The sequence below is a fragment of the Micromonospora sp. NPDC005215 genome (assembly GCF_040607915.1).
GTDB lineage: Bacteria > Actinomycetota > Actinomycetes > Mycobacteriales > Micromonosporaceae > Micromonospora.
This window is the reverse complement of record NZ_JBEXHQ010000008.1, coordinates 14,227-30,897: the sequence shown is the minus strand read 5'-3', so window position 1 is coordinate 30,897 and position 16,671 is coordinate 14,227. Positions and strand designations below refer to the sequence as shown.

Below are 16,671 nucleotides of genomic sequence, written 5' to 3'. Positions count from 1 at the left end.
GTCACCGTGTCCGCACCCCGTACCCCCGCCGTGGCCGACCCCGTCGTCGTCGCCGCCGGGACCACGGCGGCCGACGCGGTGGCCGCGGCCGGACTGCCCGCGAACGGCCCCAAGGCGATCGTCGTGGTCCGTGACCCGCAGGGTCAGCTGCGCGACCTGGACTGGTCGCCGGCCGAGGAGACGGTCGTCGAGCCGGTCAGCCTGGACTCGCCCGACGGGCTCAACGTGCTGCGCCACTCCACCGCGCACGTGCTCGCCCAGGCCGTGCAGGACATCTTCCCCGAGGCCAAGCTGGGCATCGGCCCGCCCATCGAGAACGGCTTCTACTACGACTTCGACGTCGACAAGCCGTTCCAGCCCGATGACCTCAGCAAGCTCGAGAAGCGCATGCAGGAGATCATCAAGTCCGGGCAGCGGTTCCGCCGTCGCCGCTTCGGCAGCCTGGACGAGGCGCGCTCCGAGCTGGCCGACGAGCCGTTCAAGCTGGAGTTGATCGAGGTCAAGGGCGAGGGCCTGGACACCGACGAGGTGATGGAGGTGGGCGGCGGCGAGCTGACCATCTACGACAACCTCGACGCCAAGGAGGACAAGGTCTGCTGGTCGGACCTGTGCCGGGGCCCGCACCTGCCGACCACCCGCCTGATCGGCGCGTTCAAGTTGATGCGCTCGGCCGCCGCCTACTGGCGTGGCTCGGAGAAGAACCCGCAGTTGCAGCGGGTGTACGGCACCGCGTGGCCGACCCGCGACGAACTCAAGGCGTACCTGAAGCTGTTGGAGGAGGCCGCCCGGCGCGACCACCGCAAGCTCGGCGCGGACCTCGACCTGTTCAGCTTCCCCGACGAGATCGGCTCCGGCCTGGCGGTCTTCCACCCCAAGGGCGGCATCATCCGCCGCGAGATGGAGCACTACTCCCGCCAGCGCCACGAGGCCGCCGGGTACGAGTTCGTGAACACCCCGCACATCACCAAGGCGCAGCTGTTCCAGACCTCCGGTCACCTGCCGTACTACGCGGACACCATGTTCCCGCCCATGCAGCTGGAGGGCGCGGACTACTACCTCAAGGCGATGAATTGCCCGATGCACAACCTGATCTTCAGGTCGCGCGGGCGGTCGTACCGGGAGCTGCCGCTGCGGATGTTCGAGTTCGGCACGGTCTACCGGTACGAGAAGTCCGGCGTGGTGCACGGCCTCACCCGGGTCCGTGGCCTGACCCAGGACGACTCACACATCTACTGCACCCGCGAACAGATGGCCGGCGAGCTGTCCGCGCTGCTCAGCTTCGTGCTGGACCTGCTGCGGGACTACGGTCTGGACGACTTCTACCTGGAGCTGTCGACCCGGGACGATTCGCCCAAGTTCATCGGGGCCGAGGAGGACTGGGCGGAGGCCACCGAGGCGCTCCGGACCGCCGCCGCGACCTCCGGCCTGGACCTGGTGCCCGACCCGGGCGGCGCGGCGTTCTACGGGCCGAAGATCTCCGTGCAGGCGCGGGACGCGATCGGCCGGACCTGGCAGATGTCCACCATCCAGGTCGACTTCAACCAGCCGGAGCGGTTCGGCCTGGAGTACCAGGCCGCCGACGGCAGCCGGCAACGGCCCGTCATGATCCACCGGGCGCTGTTCGGGTCGATCGAGCGGTTCTTCGGGGTGCTCACCGAGCACTACGCGGGCGCGTTCCCCGCCTGGCTGGCCCCGGTGCAGGTAGTCGGCATCCCGATCCGCGAGGACCACACCGACTACCTGCACGGCTTCGTCGCGGCGCTGCGCGCCGAGGGGATCCGGGCCCAGGTGGACGCGGGTGACGACCGGATGCAGAAGAAGATCCGTACGGCGCAGCAGCAGAAGATCCCGTTCATGGTGATCGCCGGTGACGACGACGTCGCCGCCGGCACGGTGTCCTTCCGATACCGTGACGGCTCCCAGCGCAACGGGGTGCCGATCGCCGAGGCGGTGACCCACGTCCTGGACGTGGTCAGCTCACGGACGAACATCGGCCCCTCCGCCGCCGCCGAGTAACGCGATCAAGCCCCGGTGTCAGATGCCGCAGTTCGGCGCCGACCAGCCGCCGACGGCCGCCACGTGGGTGTGGTCGTTGTGGTCCGGGTAGCCGGGGCCGAGGATCTGCCCGAAGCCGTGGTAGCGGGCCTGCTGGGCCAGCCGGCAGAACGACGGTGACCCGACCAGGTCCACCGCGTCCCCGTACAGGTGCCGGCTGTTGGACGCCCCGCCGACCGCGCTGTTGCAGGCGTAGCTGCGGAAGCTGCTGCTGATCGAGATGGACACGTCGCCGAGGGCGTGCCGCAGGGCCTGGAGCTTCCACATCGAGACGAGCGCGTTGGACCGCGCGGTGCTCGCCGCGACCGCACCGCCGGACCAGTCGCTGTTGCACTTGTTCAGCTCGGGATAACTGAAGTTGGCCGGTGTGCAGTCGTCGTCCTGCAGGGCGTAGAGCCGGTTGAACGTCTGCGGGCCGGCGATGCCGTCCGCGGGCAGCCCGTACGCCTGCTGGAAGCGGATCACCGCCGAGCGGGTGGCCGGCCCGAACGCGCCGTCGATGGTGAGCACGGCACCGTAGCCGGGGTAGCCGGCGACCCGGATCTGGAGTTGCCGGACGTCTTCGCCGGACGCCCCCTGGGACAGGGTGCGACCCCAGGTGTAGCAGCCGTCCGCCTGTGCGGTGCCGGCGGTGAGGGTGATGCCGGCCACTGTGGTGGCGGCGGTCAGGGCGAGTGCCGCGAGGAGCCGGCCGAGCCGTCGGATCATGGGTGACCCTCCATCGATACATGCACGGTTCTGGATGCATGGAATCTTCAGGTTTTGGCATTGATCCGTCAAGAATTTGCAGCAAGGAGTTTTCCCGGCGGCGGGTGTCGCGACTCGACGGGATGGCTCCGTAGGATCGGCTCGTGACAGGGGCGGAACGGCACACGGACACCGGCGGCATGGCGGACGGCCTGGAGCGGCTCTGGACGCCGCACCGGATGACCTACATATCCGGCGAGGACCGCCCGGCCGAGGGCTACGAGAAGCCCACCGGTTGCCCGTTCTGCCGGGCGCCCAAGCTGCCGCCGGAGGACAGCCTGGTGGTGGCCCGAGGCGAGCACGTCTTCGTGGTGCTCAACCTCTATCCGTACAACCCGGGGCACCTGCTGGTCTGCCCCTACCGGCACGTCGCCGACTACACCGACCTGGACGTGCCGGAGACCACCGAACTGGCGTCGTACACCCAGACCGCGATGCGGGTGATCCGCAAGGTGAGCAACGCGCACGGCTTCAACCTGGGCATGAACCAGGGCGGGGTGGCCGGCGCCGGGATCGCCGCGCACCTGCACCAACACGTGGTGCCGCGCTGGGGCGGCGACGCGAACTTCATGCCGGTGATCGGCCGCACGAAGGTCCTGCCGCAACTGCTCGGCGACACCCGCGACCTGCTCGCCCGCGCCTGGCCGTCCTGACCAGCGGCCACCCGATGTCCGGCTACGCGACCGTCCGCGCCGGGCACGGCTAGTCGGCGCGCAGCAGCAACCACTGCACGCTGCGCCGCTCGGTGGCCTCGCCGCACTTGGACACCAGGTGCACCTCGTCGAACGTCGGGCCGAGCGCCGCGAGCGCGTCGAACGCCCCGTCGACCATGGGGGTCCGCAGGTAGTGCGCACCGAAGAACGAGGTGTCGGCATCCCCGTCGGCCGGCTCGATGAGCACGCCGCCGATGTCCACACCCAGCCTCCGCATGTGGCTGATCATGCCGCACCGGCCGGTCGGCTCGCATCCGCGATTCCGGCCCCGGGATCTGCTACGCCCCGGCCCGTGGAGGTGGCACGATCGGCCGATGGCAGTCACGACACGGACGTTGGGGCGCAGCGGCATCGAGGTCAGCGCCCTCGGCATGGGGTGCTGGGCGATCGGCGGGCCCTGGGCGGAGGGCGTCCAACCGCTGGGCTGGGGCGCGGTCGACGACGACGAGTCCGTGCGGGCGGTTCACCGGGCACTCGAGGAGGGCATCACGCTCTTCGACACCGCCGACACGTACGGCGCCGGGCACGGCGAGCGGGTCCTCGGCCGAGCGCTCGCGGGCCGCCGGGACGAGGCCGTGATCGCCACCAAGTGGGGTTACACCTTCGACGAGGCGAGCCGACAGGCCACCGGGGAGGACGCGTCGCCCGGGTACCTGCGCCGGGCCGTGACCGACTCGCTGCGCCGGTTGGGCACCGACCGGATCGACCTCTACCAGCTGCACCTGGCCGACCTGCCGGTGCCGCGGGCACAGGCGCTCGTCGGCACCTGCGAGGACCTGGTGGCCGAGGGCCTGATCCGGGCGTACGGGTGGAGCACCGACCGCCCCGACCGGGCCACCGCGTTCGGTCACGCCGCCGCCAACGCCACCGCCGTGCAGCACACCCTGTCGGTGTTGCGGGACGCCCCCGAGCTGCTCGCCGTCTGCGACAAGTACGACCTGGCCAGCGTCAACCGGGGCCCGCTGGGGATGGGGCTGCTCACCGGCAAGTACTCGGCCGGGTCGGTGCTGCCCCGCGACGACGTACGCGGGTTGGCCCCCGGCTGGTTGGAGTGGTTCCGTGGGGGCCGGCCCGCACCGGAGTGGCTGCGTCGGGTCGGCGCCGTCCGCGCGGCGCTCACCGCCGATGGGCGCACCCTCGCCCAGGGGGCGCTGGGCTGGATCTGGGCGCGCAGCGGCCGCACCATCCCGATCCCCGGCTGCCGTACGGTCGCCCAGGTCGAGGAGAACGCCGCCGCGCTGCACCGGGGCCCGTTGCCGGCGGACCAGTTCGTCGAGGTGGAGCGCCAGTTGGCGGCTCTGCGCACCGCCGCCCTGCTCGACGCCGACCGCCCCCACTGGCCCCCGCCCACGCACCCCACCATCCACCCCTGAGCGGAACACCCGCACCCGTCCGACCCGCACCCGTCCGACCCGCACCCGTCCGACCCGCACCCGTCCGGTCCGCGCCGTCACCGCGTCGGGACTCGGGTGCGCACCCCCACATGTCGGTGCGGTCTCCTGTAGAGCTGCCCCGTATCTGGGGCGGCGGCTCGGTCAGGTCTCGGCTCGCGGGTAGTGCTGCCCCACCTCTGGGGCAGCTCTACAGGGTGTGGACAGGGGCAGGCCAACCCGCCTCGCCGCCCCCGTCGATCATGACTGGTGGTGCCTCGCGGATCGACGGGACCGGGCGGGGCGGAGCGCGGTCAGGGAGTGTGTTCCTTGCGGATCTGGTCGGCGAGGTGGGCGGGCATGGGGTCGTGGCGGACGAACTGGCGGCGGAAGGTGCCAGTGCCGGCCGTCATGGAACGCAGCTCGACGGCGTAGCGCAGCAGCTCGGTGGCCGGCACCTCGGCGCGGACGAGGGTGCGGCCCTCGGTGTCCGGGTCCGGTTCGGTGCCGAGCACGCGGCCGCGTCGGCCGGACAGGTCGCCCAGCACCGCGCCCACCGAGCCGTCCGGCACCCGGATGGTGACCTCGTCGATCGGCTCCAGTAGCGCGGGCTGACCACGGTCGGCGGCGTCCCGCAGGGCCAGCGCGCCGGCGGTCTGGAAGGCCGCGTCGGAGGAGTCGACGCTGTGCGCCTTGCCGTCGACCAGGGTCACCCGCAGGTCCACCACCGGGTGGCCGGCGACCAGGCCGCGCTCCAGTTGGGCGCGGACGCCCTTCTCCACCGACGGGATGTAGGTGTGCGGCACCGCGCCGCCGACGACCCGGTCGACGAACTCGAAGCCGCTGCCCGGGGGCAGGGGCTCGACCTCGATGTCGCAGACCGCGTACTGGCCGTGCCCGCCGGACTGCTTGACGTGCCGGCCGTGCCCCTTCGCGGGCACCGTCAGCGTCTCGCGCAGCGACACCTTGACCGGCTCGGTGTCCAGCTCGACGCCGCCGGCGCGCAGCCGGTCGAGCAGCACGTCGGCGTGCGCCTCGCCCATGCACCAGAGCACCAACTGGTGGGTCTCCGGGTTGCGCTCCAGCCGCAGTGTGGGGTCGCCGGCGACCAGCCGGGCGAGGTTGCGGGCCAGGGCGTCCTCGTCGGCGCGGCTGCGGGCGGCGACCGCTACCGGCAGCAGCGGCTCCGGCATCTCCCAGGGGGCGATCAGCAGCGGGTCGTCCTTGGCCGCGATGGTGTCGCCGGTCTCGGCAGTGCCCGACTTGGTGATCGCGCAGATGTCGCCCGCCACGCAGAACGGCACCTCCCGCAGGGTGGCGCCCAGCGGGGTGTAGAGGTGCCCGACCCGCTCGTCGGCGTCATGATCGGGGTGGCCGCGTTCGGTCATCCCGTGCCCGCAGATGTGCACGGTCTGTTCGGGGCGCAGCGTGCCGGAGAAGACCCGGACCAGCGAGACCCGACCGACGTGCCGGTCGACTGTGGTCTTGACGACCTCGGCGACGAGCGGCCCGTCCGGGTCGCAGGTCAGCGGCGGGCGGGGCGAGCCGTCCACGCCGGTCACCGCCGGCAACTCGTGCTCCAACGGCGACGGGAACGCGGCGGTCAGCACCTCCAGCAGCACGTCCAGCCCGACCCCGGTCCCGGCGCAGACCGGCACCACCGGGTAGAAGTGCCCCCGGGCGACGGCCTTCTCCAGGTCGTCGATGAGTACCTCGTCGCTGATCTCCTCGCCGTCGAGGTAGCGGTCCATGAGGGTCTCGTCCTCGCTCTCGGCGATGATTCCCTCGATCAGCTCGTCGCGGGACTCGTCGATAGCCCGCTGGTGCTCGGGGTCGGGATCGCGGACGTCGGCGGGAAGCCCGGCGGTGTAGTCGAAGACCCGGCGGGTGATCAGGCCGAGCAGCCCTTCGGTGGACACCCCGTCGTCGCCGAGCATCGGCAGGTAGAGGGGCATCACGTTGTCGCCGAAGAGGCGCTGGCAGAGCGCCACCGTCTCGTCGACGTCGGCGCGGGGCTGGTCCAGTCGGGAGACCGCGACCGCGCGGGGCAGGTCGACCGCCGCGCACTCCTCCCACAGGGCGACGGTGGCCGCGTCCATGCCGCCCGCCGCGGAGACGACGAAGAGGGCGGCGTCGGCGGCCCGCAGCCCGGCGCGCAGTTCGCCGACGAAGTCGGCGTACCCGGGGGTGTCCAGCAGGTTGACCTTGATGCCGTTGTGCAGCAGCGGTGCGCAGGACAGGCTGACCGACCGCTGTTGGCGTACGGCGGCGGGGTCGTGGTCACCGACCGTGGTGCCGTCGACAACGGTGCCGGCCCGGCCGATCGTGCCGGTCGCCGCGAGCAGGGCCTCGACGAGGGTCGTCTTGCCCGCTCCGGAGTGCCCGACGAGCACGACGTTGCGTACCCGCTCGGGCTCGGTGACCACCGGCGTGCCGCCGGTGGAACCCTTCTCATGCTTCTGCGCCATGGGGCGCACCTCCCTCAGCCGGTGGTGGGTGGCGACCGCCGCGCGACGGTAAGCGGCCCGGGGCGAGTGCGCGGCGATATCCTCCGGTGGTCTGCCGCACAGCGGGAACGGGACGGGTGGACGGGTGAGCTGGCTCACCCTCCGGCTCGATCTCACACCCGTTGTCGGGTAGGCACAAGCCTCTCCCGGGCGGGTCGAAGGGGCGGCCGTATCGCCGGAGCTGGGCGGACCGTTATCGTGGGGACCGCCATGGCGAAGATCTTCCAAGTGTCGGCCCGCGCGGGGATGACCCGCGTCGTCGAGCCGATTGCCCGCGCCCTGCTGCGCTCGGGCGTCACCCCCAATGCCGTCACCGTCGCGGGCACCGTTGGTGTGCTCGTCGGCGCGCTCGGCTTCGGTGCTCGCGGCCATCTGGTCGCGGGCGCGTTAATCGTTACCGTTTTCGCGCTCACCGACCTGCTCGACGGGACGATGGCCCGGATGAGCGGCGGCTCCACCAAATTCGGCGCGTTCCTCGACTCAAGCATGGACCGGGTCGCCGACAGCGCCGTCTTCGGCGCTGTCGCGTACTGGCTGGCCACGCAGGGCAACCACTCCGGGGTGGCGGCCGCGCTGGTCTGCCTGGCCGCCGGCAGTCTGGTCTCCTACGTCAAGGCCCGCGCCGAAGGGCTCGGCATGACCTGCAACGTGGGCATCGCCGAGCGCACCGAGCGGCTGTTGATCGTCGGCGTAGGCGGAATCCTCACCGGCCTCCACGTCGACCCGGCGTTGGAGATCGCGCTCTGGCTGCTCGCCGCAGTGTCGATCTTCACGGTGGGGCAGCGGATGGCGCACGTCTACCGCCAGGCCCAGCAGCTCCAGCCGGACGGCCAGGCGTGAGCGGCGCGGTGGCGGCCCGGCGCCGGACGACCGGCGGCCGGGCCGAGTGAACCTCACCGAGCTGGGCTACGTCGCCGGCTGGCGGGTGGTCCGCGCGCTACCCCGGCCGCTGGTGGCGGCGGCGTTCCAGGCGGGCGCGGACCGCGCCCACCGCCGCCCCGGAGGGGGTACGGCCCGACTCCGCGCGAACCTGCGCCGGGTGGTCGGCCCGGAGCTGCCCGAGGCCGAGCTGGACGATCTCGTCAGGCGCGGGCTCCGCTCGTATGCCCGGTACTGGATGGAGGCGTTCCGGCTGCCCGCGTTGAGCCGTGCGCAGATCCTGTCCGGCTTCCGCCTCGACGGCGCGGAATTGCTCGCCGCCGACGTGGCCGCCGGCCGGGGCGCGGTGGTGGCGCTGCCGCACGCCGGCAACTGGGACGCCGCGGGCGCCTGGGTGGCGGCCACCGGTTGGCCGATCACCACAGTCATGGAGCGGCTCAAACCGGAGGGCGTCTACAAGCGTTTCCTGGCGTTCCGAGAGGTCCTCGGGATGGAGATCCTGCCGACCCACGGTGGGCCGCGCCCGGCGTTCGACGTGCTGCTGGACCGCGTACGTGCCGGTGCGGTGGCGCCGTTGCTGGCCGACCGGGACCTCTCCGCCCGTGGGATTGAGGTGGACTTCTTCGGTGGGAAGACCCGGATGCCCGCCGGGCCGGCGCTGCTCGCCCTGCACACCGGCGCGCCGCTCTACGTGGCCTCGATGTGGTACGAACCGGATGCCGCGTGCGCGTCGCTCGCCGGCCCGTTGCCGGTGCCGGGGCCCGAGGTGGGGCCTCTGGACCAGCGGGTCCGGTCGCTGACCCAGCTGATCGCCGACCGTCTGGCGGCGGGCATCGCCCGGCATCCGGAAGACTGGCACATGATGCAGCGGATGTGGCTGGACCAGCGGGGGTCGGGGGGCGGCGCGGCGCGGCCCTCCCCGGCCGCCGGTCAGGCCTGAGGAGGTGGTGGGCACTGTGGGACGGTGTTCCGCTGTCGAGGGCGGGAGGCGCTGACGCATGCGGATCGGCATCGTGTGCCCGTATTCCTTCGATGTCCCCGGCGGGGTGCAGAACCACGTGATGGACCTGGCCGAGGCGCTGATCGCGCTCGGCCACGAGGTCAGCGTGCTCGCTCCGGCCGACGAGGATTCGCCGCTGCCGGAGTACGTGGTGTCCGCCGGTCGTGCCGTGCCGCTGCCGTACAACGGCTCGGTGGCCCGGATCGCGTTCGGCCCGGTCTCCACCGCCCGGGTCCGGCGTTGGATCACCAACGGGGACTTCGACGTGCTGCACGTGCACGAGCCGCTCACGTTGAGCCTGTCGCTGCTGGCCGTACTCTCCGCGCGCGGCCCGGTGGTGGCCACGTTCCACACCGCGATGACCCGTTCGCGGGTGCTGGCCGCCGCGCAGGGTGTGCTGCAGATCGTGCTGGAGCGGATCACCGCCCGGATCGCGGTCAGTGCGCTGGCCCGCAAGGTGCAGGTCGAGCACATGGACGGCGGCGCGGTGGAGATCCCCAACGGGGTGGCGGTGGCCAAGTTCGCCGACGCCGAGCCGTTGCCGGGCTGGCCGGGGGAGTGCGCCCCGGGCACCGGCGGCACCCTGGGCTTCCTGGGCCGGTTCACCGAGGCGCGCAAGGGCTTCCCGGTGCTGCGCGACGCGTTCGTGGCGATGGCCGCCACCCGGCCCGGGCTGCGGTTGCTCGTCGCCGGCCCGGGTGACCCGGACGACCTGTACGACCAGTTCCCGGCCGAGCTGCACGAGCGGGTCACGTTCCTCGGCCTGGTCACCGAACCGGACAAGGCGCGGATGTTGCGCAGTGCGCACCTCTACGTGGCACCGAACACCGGCGGCGAGTCGTTCGGCATGATCCTGACCGAGGCGTTGGCCGCCGGTACCACTGTGGTCGCCAGCGACCTGGACGCGTTCCGGCGGGTGCTCGACGGTGGGCGCGCCGGTCGGCTCTTCCCCACCGGTGACCCGGCCGGGCTGCGCCACGCGGTGACCGAGTTGCTTGACGACCCGGCCGGGCGGGCCGCGCTGAGCGCCTGCGGCGATCAGGTCGTGGCGAATTTCGACTGGCCGGTGGTTGCTCGCCGTGTTCTGGAGGTATACGCAGCGGCGATCGAGGCAACCGACGGGCGGGTCATCGACCAGGAGTGGGTGGGGCTGGGCTGAGCCGGGTGTGACGGATGGTGCGGACGACGACCGGGGTGACCGGTGTGGCCGCGCCCAATCGGAGGCGAAACGGAGCAGCACTACGATGCGGCACATGTGGTGGGTGGTGGCCGCGATCGTGGTCCTGGGGCTGGTCGCGGCGTACCTCGTCTGGACCGCCGGCCGGGTGGAGCGGTTGCAGGGCCGCGCGGAGCTGGCGGCTCGGGCCCTCGACGCCCATCTGCTGCGCCGGGCCGCGGCGGCCGCCGTGCTGGCCGAGCGGCGCTTCGGTGTCGAGTTGTACGCGGCGGCCCGGAGCGCCCTGGACGCCAGTCCGGACGAGCGGGAGGCGGCGGAGAACGACCTGACCCGGCAGTTGCGGGGCGTCCAGTTGGATCCGGGCGATCCGGACTGTGGTGCGGTCATCGCCGCCAGTCGCCGGCTCGCCCTGTCCCGGCAGGTGCACACCGACCTGGTTCGGGACGCCCGCTCGGCGCGCAGCCGACCGTTGGTGCGGTTGTTGCGGATGGAACGGGGCCGGGAGTGGCCGCGCTACTTCGACATCGACGACCCGACGCTCACCGTTCCGGCGGACGTCCCCGCCACCTGACCGGTGATCAGGGCCACAGGGCAGGCCACCGGGGGTCTGATTGGCTGTCGGTGCGGCGTTGACCCGCGCGTAGCATTTTCGCTGCCACCCCCAGGAGCCCGTCCAAGGAGCGATGACCCGTGCCCGAAAACACCGCCTCGAACACCGGTACCGGTACCGCCCCCGTCGTCGGCACTGCCCGCGTGAAGCGCGGCATGGCCGAGATGCTCAAGGGTGGCGTGATCATGGATGTGGTCAACGCCGAGCAGGCCAAGATCGCTGAGGACGCCGGCGCGGTCGCGGTGATGGCCCTGGAGCGGGTCCCCGCGGACATCCGCGCGCAGGGCGGCGTCTCCCGGATGAGCGACCCCGACATGATCGACGGGATCATCGAGGCGGTCTCCATCCCGGTGATGGCCAAGGCCCGCATCGGCCACTTCGTGGAGGCGCGGATCCTCCAGTCGCTCGGCGTGGACTACGTCGACGAGTCCGAGGTGCTGACCCCGGCCGACTACGCGAACCACATCGACAAGTGGGCGTTCACGGTGCCCTTCGTCTGTGGCGCGACCAACCTGGGCGAGGCGCTGCGCCGGATCACCGAGGGCGCGGCCATGATCCGCTCCAAGGGCGAGGCCGGCACCGGCGACGTCTCCAACGCCACCACCCACATGCGGAGGATCCGCCAGGAGATCGCCCGGCTGTCGTCGTTGCCAACCGACGAGCTGTACGTCGCGGCCAAGGAGTTGCAGGCCCCGTACGAGCTGGTCAAGGAGGTCGCCGAGAGCGGAAAGCTGCCGGTGGTGCTGTTCACCGCCGGCGGGATCGCCACCCCGGCCGACGCGGCGATGATGATGCAGCTCGGCGCGGAGGGCGTCTTCGTGGGCTCCGGCATCTTCAAGGCCGGCAACCCGGCTCAGCGAGCCGCCGCGATCGTCAAGGCCACCACCTTCCACGACGACCCGGACGTGCTGGCGAAGGTGTCCCGTGGTCTCGGTGAAGCCATGGTCGGCATCAACGTCGACGAGATCCCGCAGCCGCACCGCCTGGCCGAGCGCGGTTGGTGAGTGCTCTTTCCGGGCGGCGTGACGCGGAGAGGAACGGTGCGAACGTGACGGCACCCAGGATCGGTGTGCTCGCGCTCCAGGGCGACGTCCGGGAGCACGTGACGGCGCTGGCCGCGGCGGGGGCGGACGCCCGCCCGGTCCGCCGTCCGGCGGAGCTGGACGCGGTGGACGGCCTGGTCGTCCCCGGTGGGGAGTCCACCACCATCAGCAAACTCGCCGACATCTTCGAGATGCGCGAGCCGATCGACAAGCGCATCGCCGACGGCATGCCGGTCTACGGCTCCTGCGCGGGCATGATCATGCTGGCGACCGAGGTGCTCGATGGTCGACCCGACCAACGGGGCTTCGCCGGCATCGACATGACCGTCCGGCGCAACGCGTTCGGCCGGCAGGTCGACTCGTTCGAGGCGCCGGTGACCATCACCGGGGTGCCGGGTGAGCCGTTCCACGCCGTCTTCATCCGAGCACCGTGGGTCGAGCGGGTCGGTGCCGGCGTCCAGGTGATCGGGTCGGTGACCGGTGGGCCGGCCGCCGACCGGATCGTGGCGGTCCGGCAGGGCAACCTGCTGGCCACCTCGTTCCACCCGGAGCTGACCGGTGACCTGCGCGTACACGCGTACTTCGTGGATCTGGTCCGCACCGTCTCCTGACGGCGCGTTCGCTCAGCCGGCGACCGCGCGCAGCTGCCCCGGGCGGCGGCCCGCCAACTCATCGAGCGCAGTCGCCGTGGCGGCGTCGGCGGGCAACTGCACCACCACGCCGGGCGACGGCCGGGAGGCGGAGCTGTCCACGATGCTCGACGAGGTCGTGACCTGGTCGCGGGCGTTGCGTCCGGCGGACCGGGCGTTGCTGGGGTCGTAGCCGTTCCGAGGGATTTCGTCCCGTCTGCCCCGGTCCGGGCGGGCGGGACGAAGCCGCCGCGCGCGGTGGATGACAGCGGCCCCGGGGACGTCGGTAGGATTGTCGAGATTCGGCAGGGCCATCTGCCCGCCACGGCTTCCACCAGAGCTGACCGGCACCTCCGCGTGCGCCGGCGGGAGCAGGGCGTGAGCGGTGCGGTTGATGCAGACGGCGGGTAGCAACGGAGGTAGCAGATGTCCGGCCACTCAAAGTGGGCGACGACCAAGCACAAGAAGGCCGTCATCGACGCCAAGCGCGGCAAGATGTTCGCCAAGCTGATCAAGAACGTCGAGGTGGCCGCGCGGATCGGTGGCGGCGACCCCTCCGGTAACCCGACCCTCTTCGACGCGATCCAGAAGGCGAAGAAGAGCTCGGTGCCGAACGACAACATCGACCGTGCCGTCAAGCGCGGCTCCGGCCTGGAAGCCGGCGGCGCCGACTGGCAGACGATCATGTATGAGGGGTACGGCCCGAACGGCGTGGCCATGCTCATCGAGTGCCTCACCGACAACCGCAACCGGGCGGCCACCGAGGTGCGGACCGCGCTGACCCGCAACGGCGGCTCGCTCGCCGACGCCGGCTCGGTGTCGTACATGTTCACCCGCAAGGGCGTGGTGATCGTGCCCAAGGAGGGCACCAGCGAGGACGACGTGATGATGGCCGTCCTCGACGCCGGCGCCGAGGAGGTCAACGACCTCGGTGAGGCGTACGAGGTGGTCTCCGAGCCGACCGACCTGGTCCCGGTGCGGACCGCGCTGCAGGACGCTGGCATCGAGTACGAGTCGGCGGAGTCCTCCCTGATCCCCAGCATGAACATCCCGCTGGACGAAGAGGGCGCCCGCAAGATCTTCAAGCTGATCGACGTCCTGGAAGACTGCGACGACGTGCAGAACGTCTACGCCAACTTCGACATCAGCGACGACGTGATGGCGGCGGTCGACGCCTGAGGGCGGTCGACTCGGATTCACTGACGCCGGGGTGTCCCTCGCGCGGGGACACCCCGACGTCCGCAGAGCCGAGGTGACCAAGCGATGGCGTCGAACGTGGAGGTGGGGGAGTGGCGGCGAACCGGTTCGCGCCCGGTGACACGGTGGTGCGGCGTGAGGTGCTGCGCGGCGAGGTGTGGTTCGGCTGCCCGACGATCGTTGTCGAGGACTCGCCCGACCTGCTCGCCCTCTACCTCCCACCGGGGGCCGAGTTCGGCTTCCCGGCGACCGGCGTCTTTCCGTGCGGGCGCCACCCGTGGGAGACCGCCGGGCACCGCTCCTGGTCGGGGCACGGCAAGTTGATGCTGCAACGCCCCGGCGAGGCGCACTCGGTCGACGTGTTCTGGACGGGGCCGGGTCGCGACTTCGCCGGCTGGTACTTCAACCTCCAGGACCCGGTGCGGCGTACCCCGATCGGGGTGGACACCCTCGACCACGAGCTGGACCTGTGGTGGGGCGCGGACGCCGACCGGTACGTCTGGAAGGACGTGGAGATGTTCGCCCAGCGCCTCGTCGAGGGGCGCTACCCCGGGATGGCTGACGCGATCCAGGCCGAGGGTGACCGGATCGCGGCGCTGCTCGACGCGGGCGAGCGTTGGTGGGACCCGGCGTGGGCGCAGTGGCAGCCCGATCCGGCCTGGTCGACGCCGCCGCTGCCCGCCGGCTGGGACCGGGTGCCGCCCGCCCGCTGAACGCCCAACGGGCGCCGGCGTCCGATCAGGACCGACGCCCGCGCGGCGAACCATCGGCTCAGCCGATCGTCTCCCGCTCCCGCCACGCGGTCCGCAGGGACGTCCGGCCGTTCGTGCGCAGCAGCGACCCCTCGTACACCCGAGCCCCGGCGAGCAGGAACGCACCGGCGGCGAGCAGCAGAATGACAAGCGAGACGAACGGCTCCCAGCCGGCCGCGTCACCGGTGAACAGCCGCAGTGGCATGGCCGTGGGCGACGAGAACGGCAGGTAGGACAGCACCCGCATCGCTGTGTCGTTGTCGTTCAGGAAGATCACCGCGAAGAACGGCAGCATGACCGCGAGCTGCACGGGCGTCGACACGGCCGCGATGTCCTCCTGCCGGTTGGCCAGGGCACCGGCCGCCGCCCACATCGCCGCGAGCAGCACGAAACCGAACAGGAAGAACGGTACGAACCAGCCGATCGCCGGGGCGAGCAGGGTGAGCAGACCACCACTGTCGCCGATCTGGAGCCCGATCACCGCCACCACCGCGATCAACGCGATCTGCGCGAACGCCAGGATGGCGCCGGCCACCACCTTCCCGGCCAGCAGCGCCCGCACCGGCACGGCGGCGACCAGGATCTCCACGATCCGGGTCTGCTTCTCCTCGATGACGCTCTGGGCGATCTGCACCCCGAACGTCTGCGAGGTGATGAAGAAGACGAACGCGAAGACGAACGGCACCAGGAACGCCACCACCGGGTCCACCGCGTCCGGGTCGAGCAGGCGTACGGTCGGCTGGCTGCTCAGCGCCTGCACCACGTCGTCGGGGGCTTCGTCCAGGGCCAGCACGGCCGGCCCGGCGACCACAGCGGCGTCCACGTCGTCGTCGCGGACGGCCTGCTCGGCGGCCCGGTCGTCGGCGACCACCCGGACCTCCAGGCCGGCGGCGCGCAGCGGACCGGCCGCGCTCTCGGTCACCGCCACAGTGGACGGCCCACCGGAGAGCAGCGGCGGCAGGATGGTGCCCGCCGCGGCGATCAGCAGAAAGAAGAGTGTGCCGAACAGGAAGGTCCGGTCGCGTAGCTTGACCCGGATCTCCCGTTCGGCGACCAGCCGGGTGGCCTGGGTGATGTTCACTGGGTGACCTCTCGGAAGATCTCGGTGAGCGAGGGGCTGACCGGGCGGAAGGCGCGGACCGGGCCGCGCGCGAGGGCCGCCCGCAGCACGGGTTGTTCGTCGGCGCCGGCCGGCAGGTCGAAGACCACGCGCGGGCCGTCCAGCTCGACCAGGGTGACCCCGGGTTGGTCGCGTACCCAACCGGCGTCGGTCGCCACCACCAACTCGTAGCGGGGCACGGTGTACGAGTCGCGCAGCTGCTGTCGGCTGCCGGCGGCCCGGATCGCCCCGTCCCCGATGATCACGAGGTCGTCGCAGAGGCGTTCCACGACGTCGAGCTGGTGGCTGGAGAAGAGCACCGGCGCTCCGGCCGAGGCCCGTTCCCGCAGCACTGTGACGACGGTGTCGACGGCGAGGGGGTCGAGGCCGGAGAACGGCTCGTCGAGCACCAGCACCTCGGGGTCGTGCACCAGCGCGGCGGCGATCTGCGCGCGTTGCTGGTTGCCCAGCGACAGGGTCTCCAGCAGGTCGTCGCCGCGTTCACCGAGGCCGACCCGGTCCAGCAGCGTGTCGGTGGCACGCCGGGCGGCGGGTGCGTCCAGGCCGTGCAGCCGGCCCAGGTAGGTCACCTGCTCCCGGGTGCTCATCTTCGGGTAGAGGCCCCGCTCCTCCGGCATGTAGCCGAAGCGTCGCCGGTCCTGCCGGGTCAGCGTGGTGCCGCCCCAGCTCACCTCGCCGGCGTCGGGGGCGAGCACACCCAGGATGATTCGCATGGTGGTGGTCTTGCCGGCGCCGTTGGCGCCCACGAAGCCGGTCATCCGGCCGGCGGCCACCTCGAAGGACACGTTCTTGAGCACCTGCCGGTCGCCGAAGCTGCGGTCGATGCCGTCGAGGCGAAGCGTTCTGGTCACGCACCCACGCTAGATCGGATA

General features: G+C 71.8%; 17 protein-coding genes. 11 read left to right on the top strand and 6 right to left on the bottom strand.

The features are described from left to right. Positions 1-6: 6 nt before the first annotated feature. A complete protein-coding gene (gene thrS / locus ABZU25_RS09055) occupies positions 7-2,016 on the top strand; it encodes a threonine--tRNA ligase (RefSeq protein ID WP_196927348.1) in 2,010 nt (669 codons plus the stop codon). 18 nt (positions 2,017-2,034) lie between these two features. On the opposite strand, the gene ABZU25_RS09050 is transcribed toward thrS, so the two are convergent. Continuing rightward, a complete protein-coding gene (locus tag ABZU25_RS09050) occupies positions 2,035-2,763 on the bottom strand; it encodes a D-Ala-D-Ala carboxypeptidase family metallohydrolase (RefSeq protein WP_355028788.1) in 729 nt (242 codons plus the stop codon). A 179-nt stretch (positions 2,764-2,942) separates the two neighbouring features. Between ABZU25_RS09050 and ABZU25_RS09045 the strand changes: the two genes are divergently transcribed. Continuing rightward, on the top strand, positions 2,943-3,455 hold the full coding sequence (locus tag ABZU25_RS09045; protein WP_355028900.1) for an HIT domain-containing protein: 513 nt from the start codon (positions 2,943-2,945) through the stop codon (positions 3,453-3,455). A gap of 49 nt (positions 3,456-3,504) precedes the next feature. Here ABZU25_RS09045 and ABZU25_RS09040 read toward each other — a convergent pair whose 3' ends face one another. After that, the gene (locus tag ABZU25_RS09040) at positions 3,505-3,732 is read right to left on the bottom strand and encodes a hypothetical protein (protein WP_355028787.1); all 228 of its coding nucleotides are present in this window, start codon (positions 3,730-3,732) and stop codon (positions 3,505-3,507) included. A gap of 97 nt (positions 3,733-3,829) precedes the next feature. Here ABZU25_RS09040 and ABZU25_RS09035 point away from each other — a divergent pair, with 97 nt between their 5' ends. Then, complete coding sequence (locus tag ABZU25_RS09035) at positions 3,830-4,888, top strand: aldo/keto reductase (protein ID WP_355028786.1); 1,059 nt, start codon at positions 3,830-3,832, stop codon at positions 4,886-4,888. A gap of 311 nt (positions 4,889-5,199) precedes the next feature. On the opposite strand, the gene ABZU25_RS09030 is transcribed toward ABZU25_RS09035, so the two are convergent. After that, positions 5,200-7,353, bottom strand: a complete 2,154-nt coding sequence (locus ABZU25_RS09030; RefSeq protein ID WP_355028785.1) for an elongation factor G-like protein EF-G2 — start codon at positions 7,351-7,353, stop codon at positions 5,200-5,202. 249 nt (positions 7,354-7,602) lie between these two features. Between ABZU25_RS09030 and pgsA the strand changes: the two genes are divergently transcribed. The 6 genes from pgsA to pdxT all read left to right on the top strand — a co-directional run bounded on the left by pgsA (position 7,603) and on the right by pdxT (position 12,712). Beyond that, entirely contained in the window at positions 7,603-8,232 is a 630-nt protein-coding gene (gene pgsA, locus ABZU25_RS09025) for a phosphatidylinositol phosphate synthase (protein WP_355028784.1), read from the top strand. 46 nt (positions 8,233-8,278) lie between these two features. Next, the gene (locus ABZU25_RS09020) at positions 8,279-9,211 is read left to right on the top strand and encodes a phosphatidylinositol mannoside acyltransferase (protein WP_355028783.1); all 933 of its coding nucleotides are present in this window, start codon (positions 8,279-8,281) and stop codon (positions 9,209-9,211) included. 58 nt (positions 9,212-9,269) lie between these two features. Then, positions 9,270-10,430: a glycosyltransferase family 4 protein gene (locus tag ABZU25_RS09015; RefSeq protein ID WP_355028782.1), complete on the top strand. Its 1,161-nt coding sequence runs from the start codon at positions 9,270-9,272 to the stop codon at positions 10,428-10,430. A gap of 94 nt (positions 10,431-10,524) precedes the next feature. Continuing rightward, complete coding sequence (locus ABZU25_RS09010) at positions 10,525-11,019, top strand: hypothetical protein (RefSeq protein WP_355028781.1); 495 nt, start codon at positions 10,525-10,527, stop codon at positions 11,017-11,019. 119 nt (positions 11,020-11,138) lie between these two features. After that, on the top strand, positions 11,139-12,062 hold the full coding sequence (gene pdxS / locus ABZU25_RS09005; protein WP_355028780.1) for a pyridoxal 5'-phosphate synthase lyase subunit PdxS: 924 nt from the start codon (positions 11,139-11,141) through the stop codon (positions 12,060-12,062). Between the two features lie 44 nt (positions 12,063-12,106). Next, positions 12,107-12,712: a pyridoxal 5'-phosphate synthase glutaminase subunit PdxT gene (pdxT, locus tag ABZU25_RS09000; RefSeq protein WP_355028779.1), complete on the top strand. Its 606-nt coding sequence runs from the start codon at positions 12,107-12,109 to the stop codon at positions 12,710-12,712. 12 nt (positions 12,713-12,724) lie between these two features. On the opposite strand, the gene ABZU25_RS08995 is transcribed toward pdxT, so the two are convergent. Next, positions 12,725-13,045, bottom strand: a complete 321-nt coding sequence (locus ABZU25_RS08995) for a hypothetical protein (RefSeq protein ID WP_355028778.1) — start codon at positions 13,043-13,045, stop codon at positions 12,725-12,727. A gap of 111 nt (positions 13,046-13,156) precedes the next feature. On the opposite strand from ABZU25_RS08995, the gene ABZU25_RS08990 reads away from it, so the two are divergent. Both ABZU25_RS08990 and ABZU25_RS08985 read left to right on the top strand, forming a co-directional pair. Then, on the top strand, positions 13,157-13,909 hold the full coding sequence (locus tag ABZU25_RS08990) for a YebC/PmpR family DNA-binding transcriptional regulator (protein ID WP_355028777.1): 753 nt from the start codon (positions 13,157-13,159) through the stop codon (positions 13,907-13,909). 110 nt (positions 13,910-14,019) lie between these two features. Further along, positions 14,020-14,640, top strand: a complete 621-nt coding sequence (locus ABZU25_RS08985; protein ID WP_355028776.1) for a DUF402 domain-containing protein — start codon at positions 14,020-14,022, stop codon at positions 14,638-14,640. A gap of 58 nt (positions 14,641-14,698) precedes the next feature. Here the strand turns inward: ABZU25_RS08985 and ABZU25_RS08980 are convergent, their stop codons facing one another. Next, positions 14,699-15,760 carry an ABC transporter permease gene (locus ABZU25_RS08980; protein WP_355028775.1) on the bottom strand — a complete coding sequence of 354 codons (1,062 nt, stop codon included), beginning with the start codon at positions 15,758-15,760 and terminating at the stop codon, positions 14,699-14,701. Beyond that, complete coding sequence (locus ABZU25_RS08975) at positions 15,757-16,650, bottom strand: ATP-binding cassette domain-containing protein (protein WP_355028774.1); 894 nt, start codon at positions 16,648-16,650, stop codon at positions 15,757-15,759. Before ABZU25_RS08975 ends, ABZU25_RS08980 begins: the two co-directional genes overlap by 4 nt. Between the last annotated feature and the right edge of the window lie 21 nt (positions 16,651-16,671).

Coding starts and splice junctions, on each gene's coding strand:
- ABZU25_RS09050 (WP_355028788.1), bottom strand. CDS start 2,763: ATGATCCGACGGCTCGGCCGGCTCCTCGCGGCACTCGCCCTGACCGCC.
- ABZU25_RS09040 (WP_355028787.1), bottom strand. CDS start 3,732: ATGCGGAGGCTGGGTGTGGACATCGGCGGCGTGCTCATCGAGCCGGCC.
- ABZU25_RS08990 (WP_355028777.1), top strand. CDS start 13,157: ATGTCCGGCCACTCAAAGTGGGCGACGACCAAGCACAAGAAGGCCGTC.
- pgsA (WP_355028784.1), top strand. CDS start 7,603: ATGGCGAAGATCTTCCAAGTGTCGGCCCGCGCGGGGATGACCCGCGTC.
- ABZU25_RS09035 (WP_355028786.1), top strand. CDS start 3,830: ATGGCAGTCACGACACGGACGTTGGGGCGCAGCGGCATCGAGGTCAGC.
- ABZU25_RS09030 (WP_355028785.1), bottom strand. CDS start 7,353: ATGGCGCAGAAGCATGAGAAGGGTTCCACCGGCGGCACGCCGGTGGTC.
- ABZU25_RS08995 (WP_355028778.1), bottom strand. CDS start 13,045: ATGGCCCTGCCGAATCTCGACAATCCTACCGACGTCCCCGGGGCCGCT.
- ABZU25_RS09045 (WP_355028900.1), top strand. CDS start 2,943: ATGGCGGACGGCCTGGAGCGGCTCTGGACGCCGCACCGGATGACCTAC.
- ABZU25_RS09010 (WP_355028781.1), top strand. CDS start 10,525: ATGTGGTGGGTGGTGGCCGCGATCGTGGTCCTGGGGCTGGTCGCGGCG.
- ABZU25_RS09015 (WP_355028782.1), top strand. CDS start 9,270: ATGCGGATCGGCATCGTGTGCCCGTATTCCTTCGATGTCCCCGGCGGG.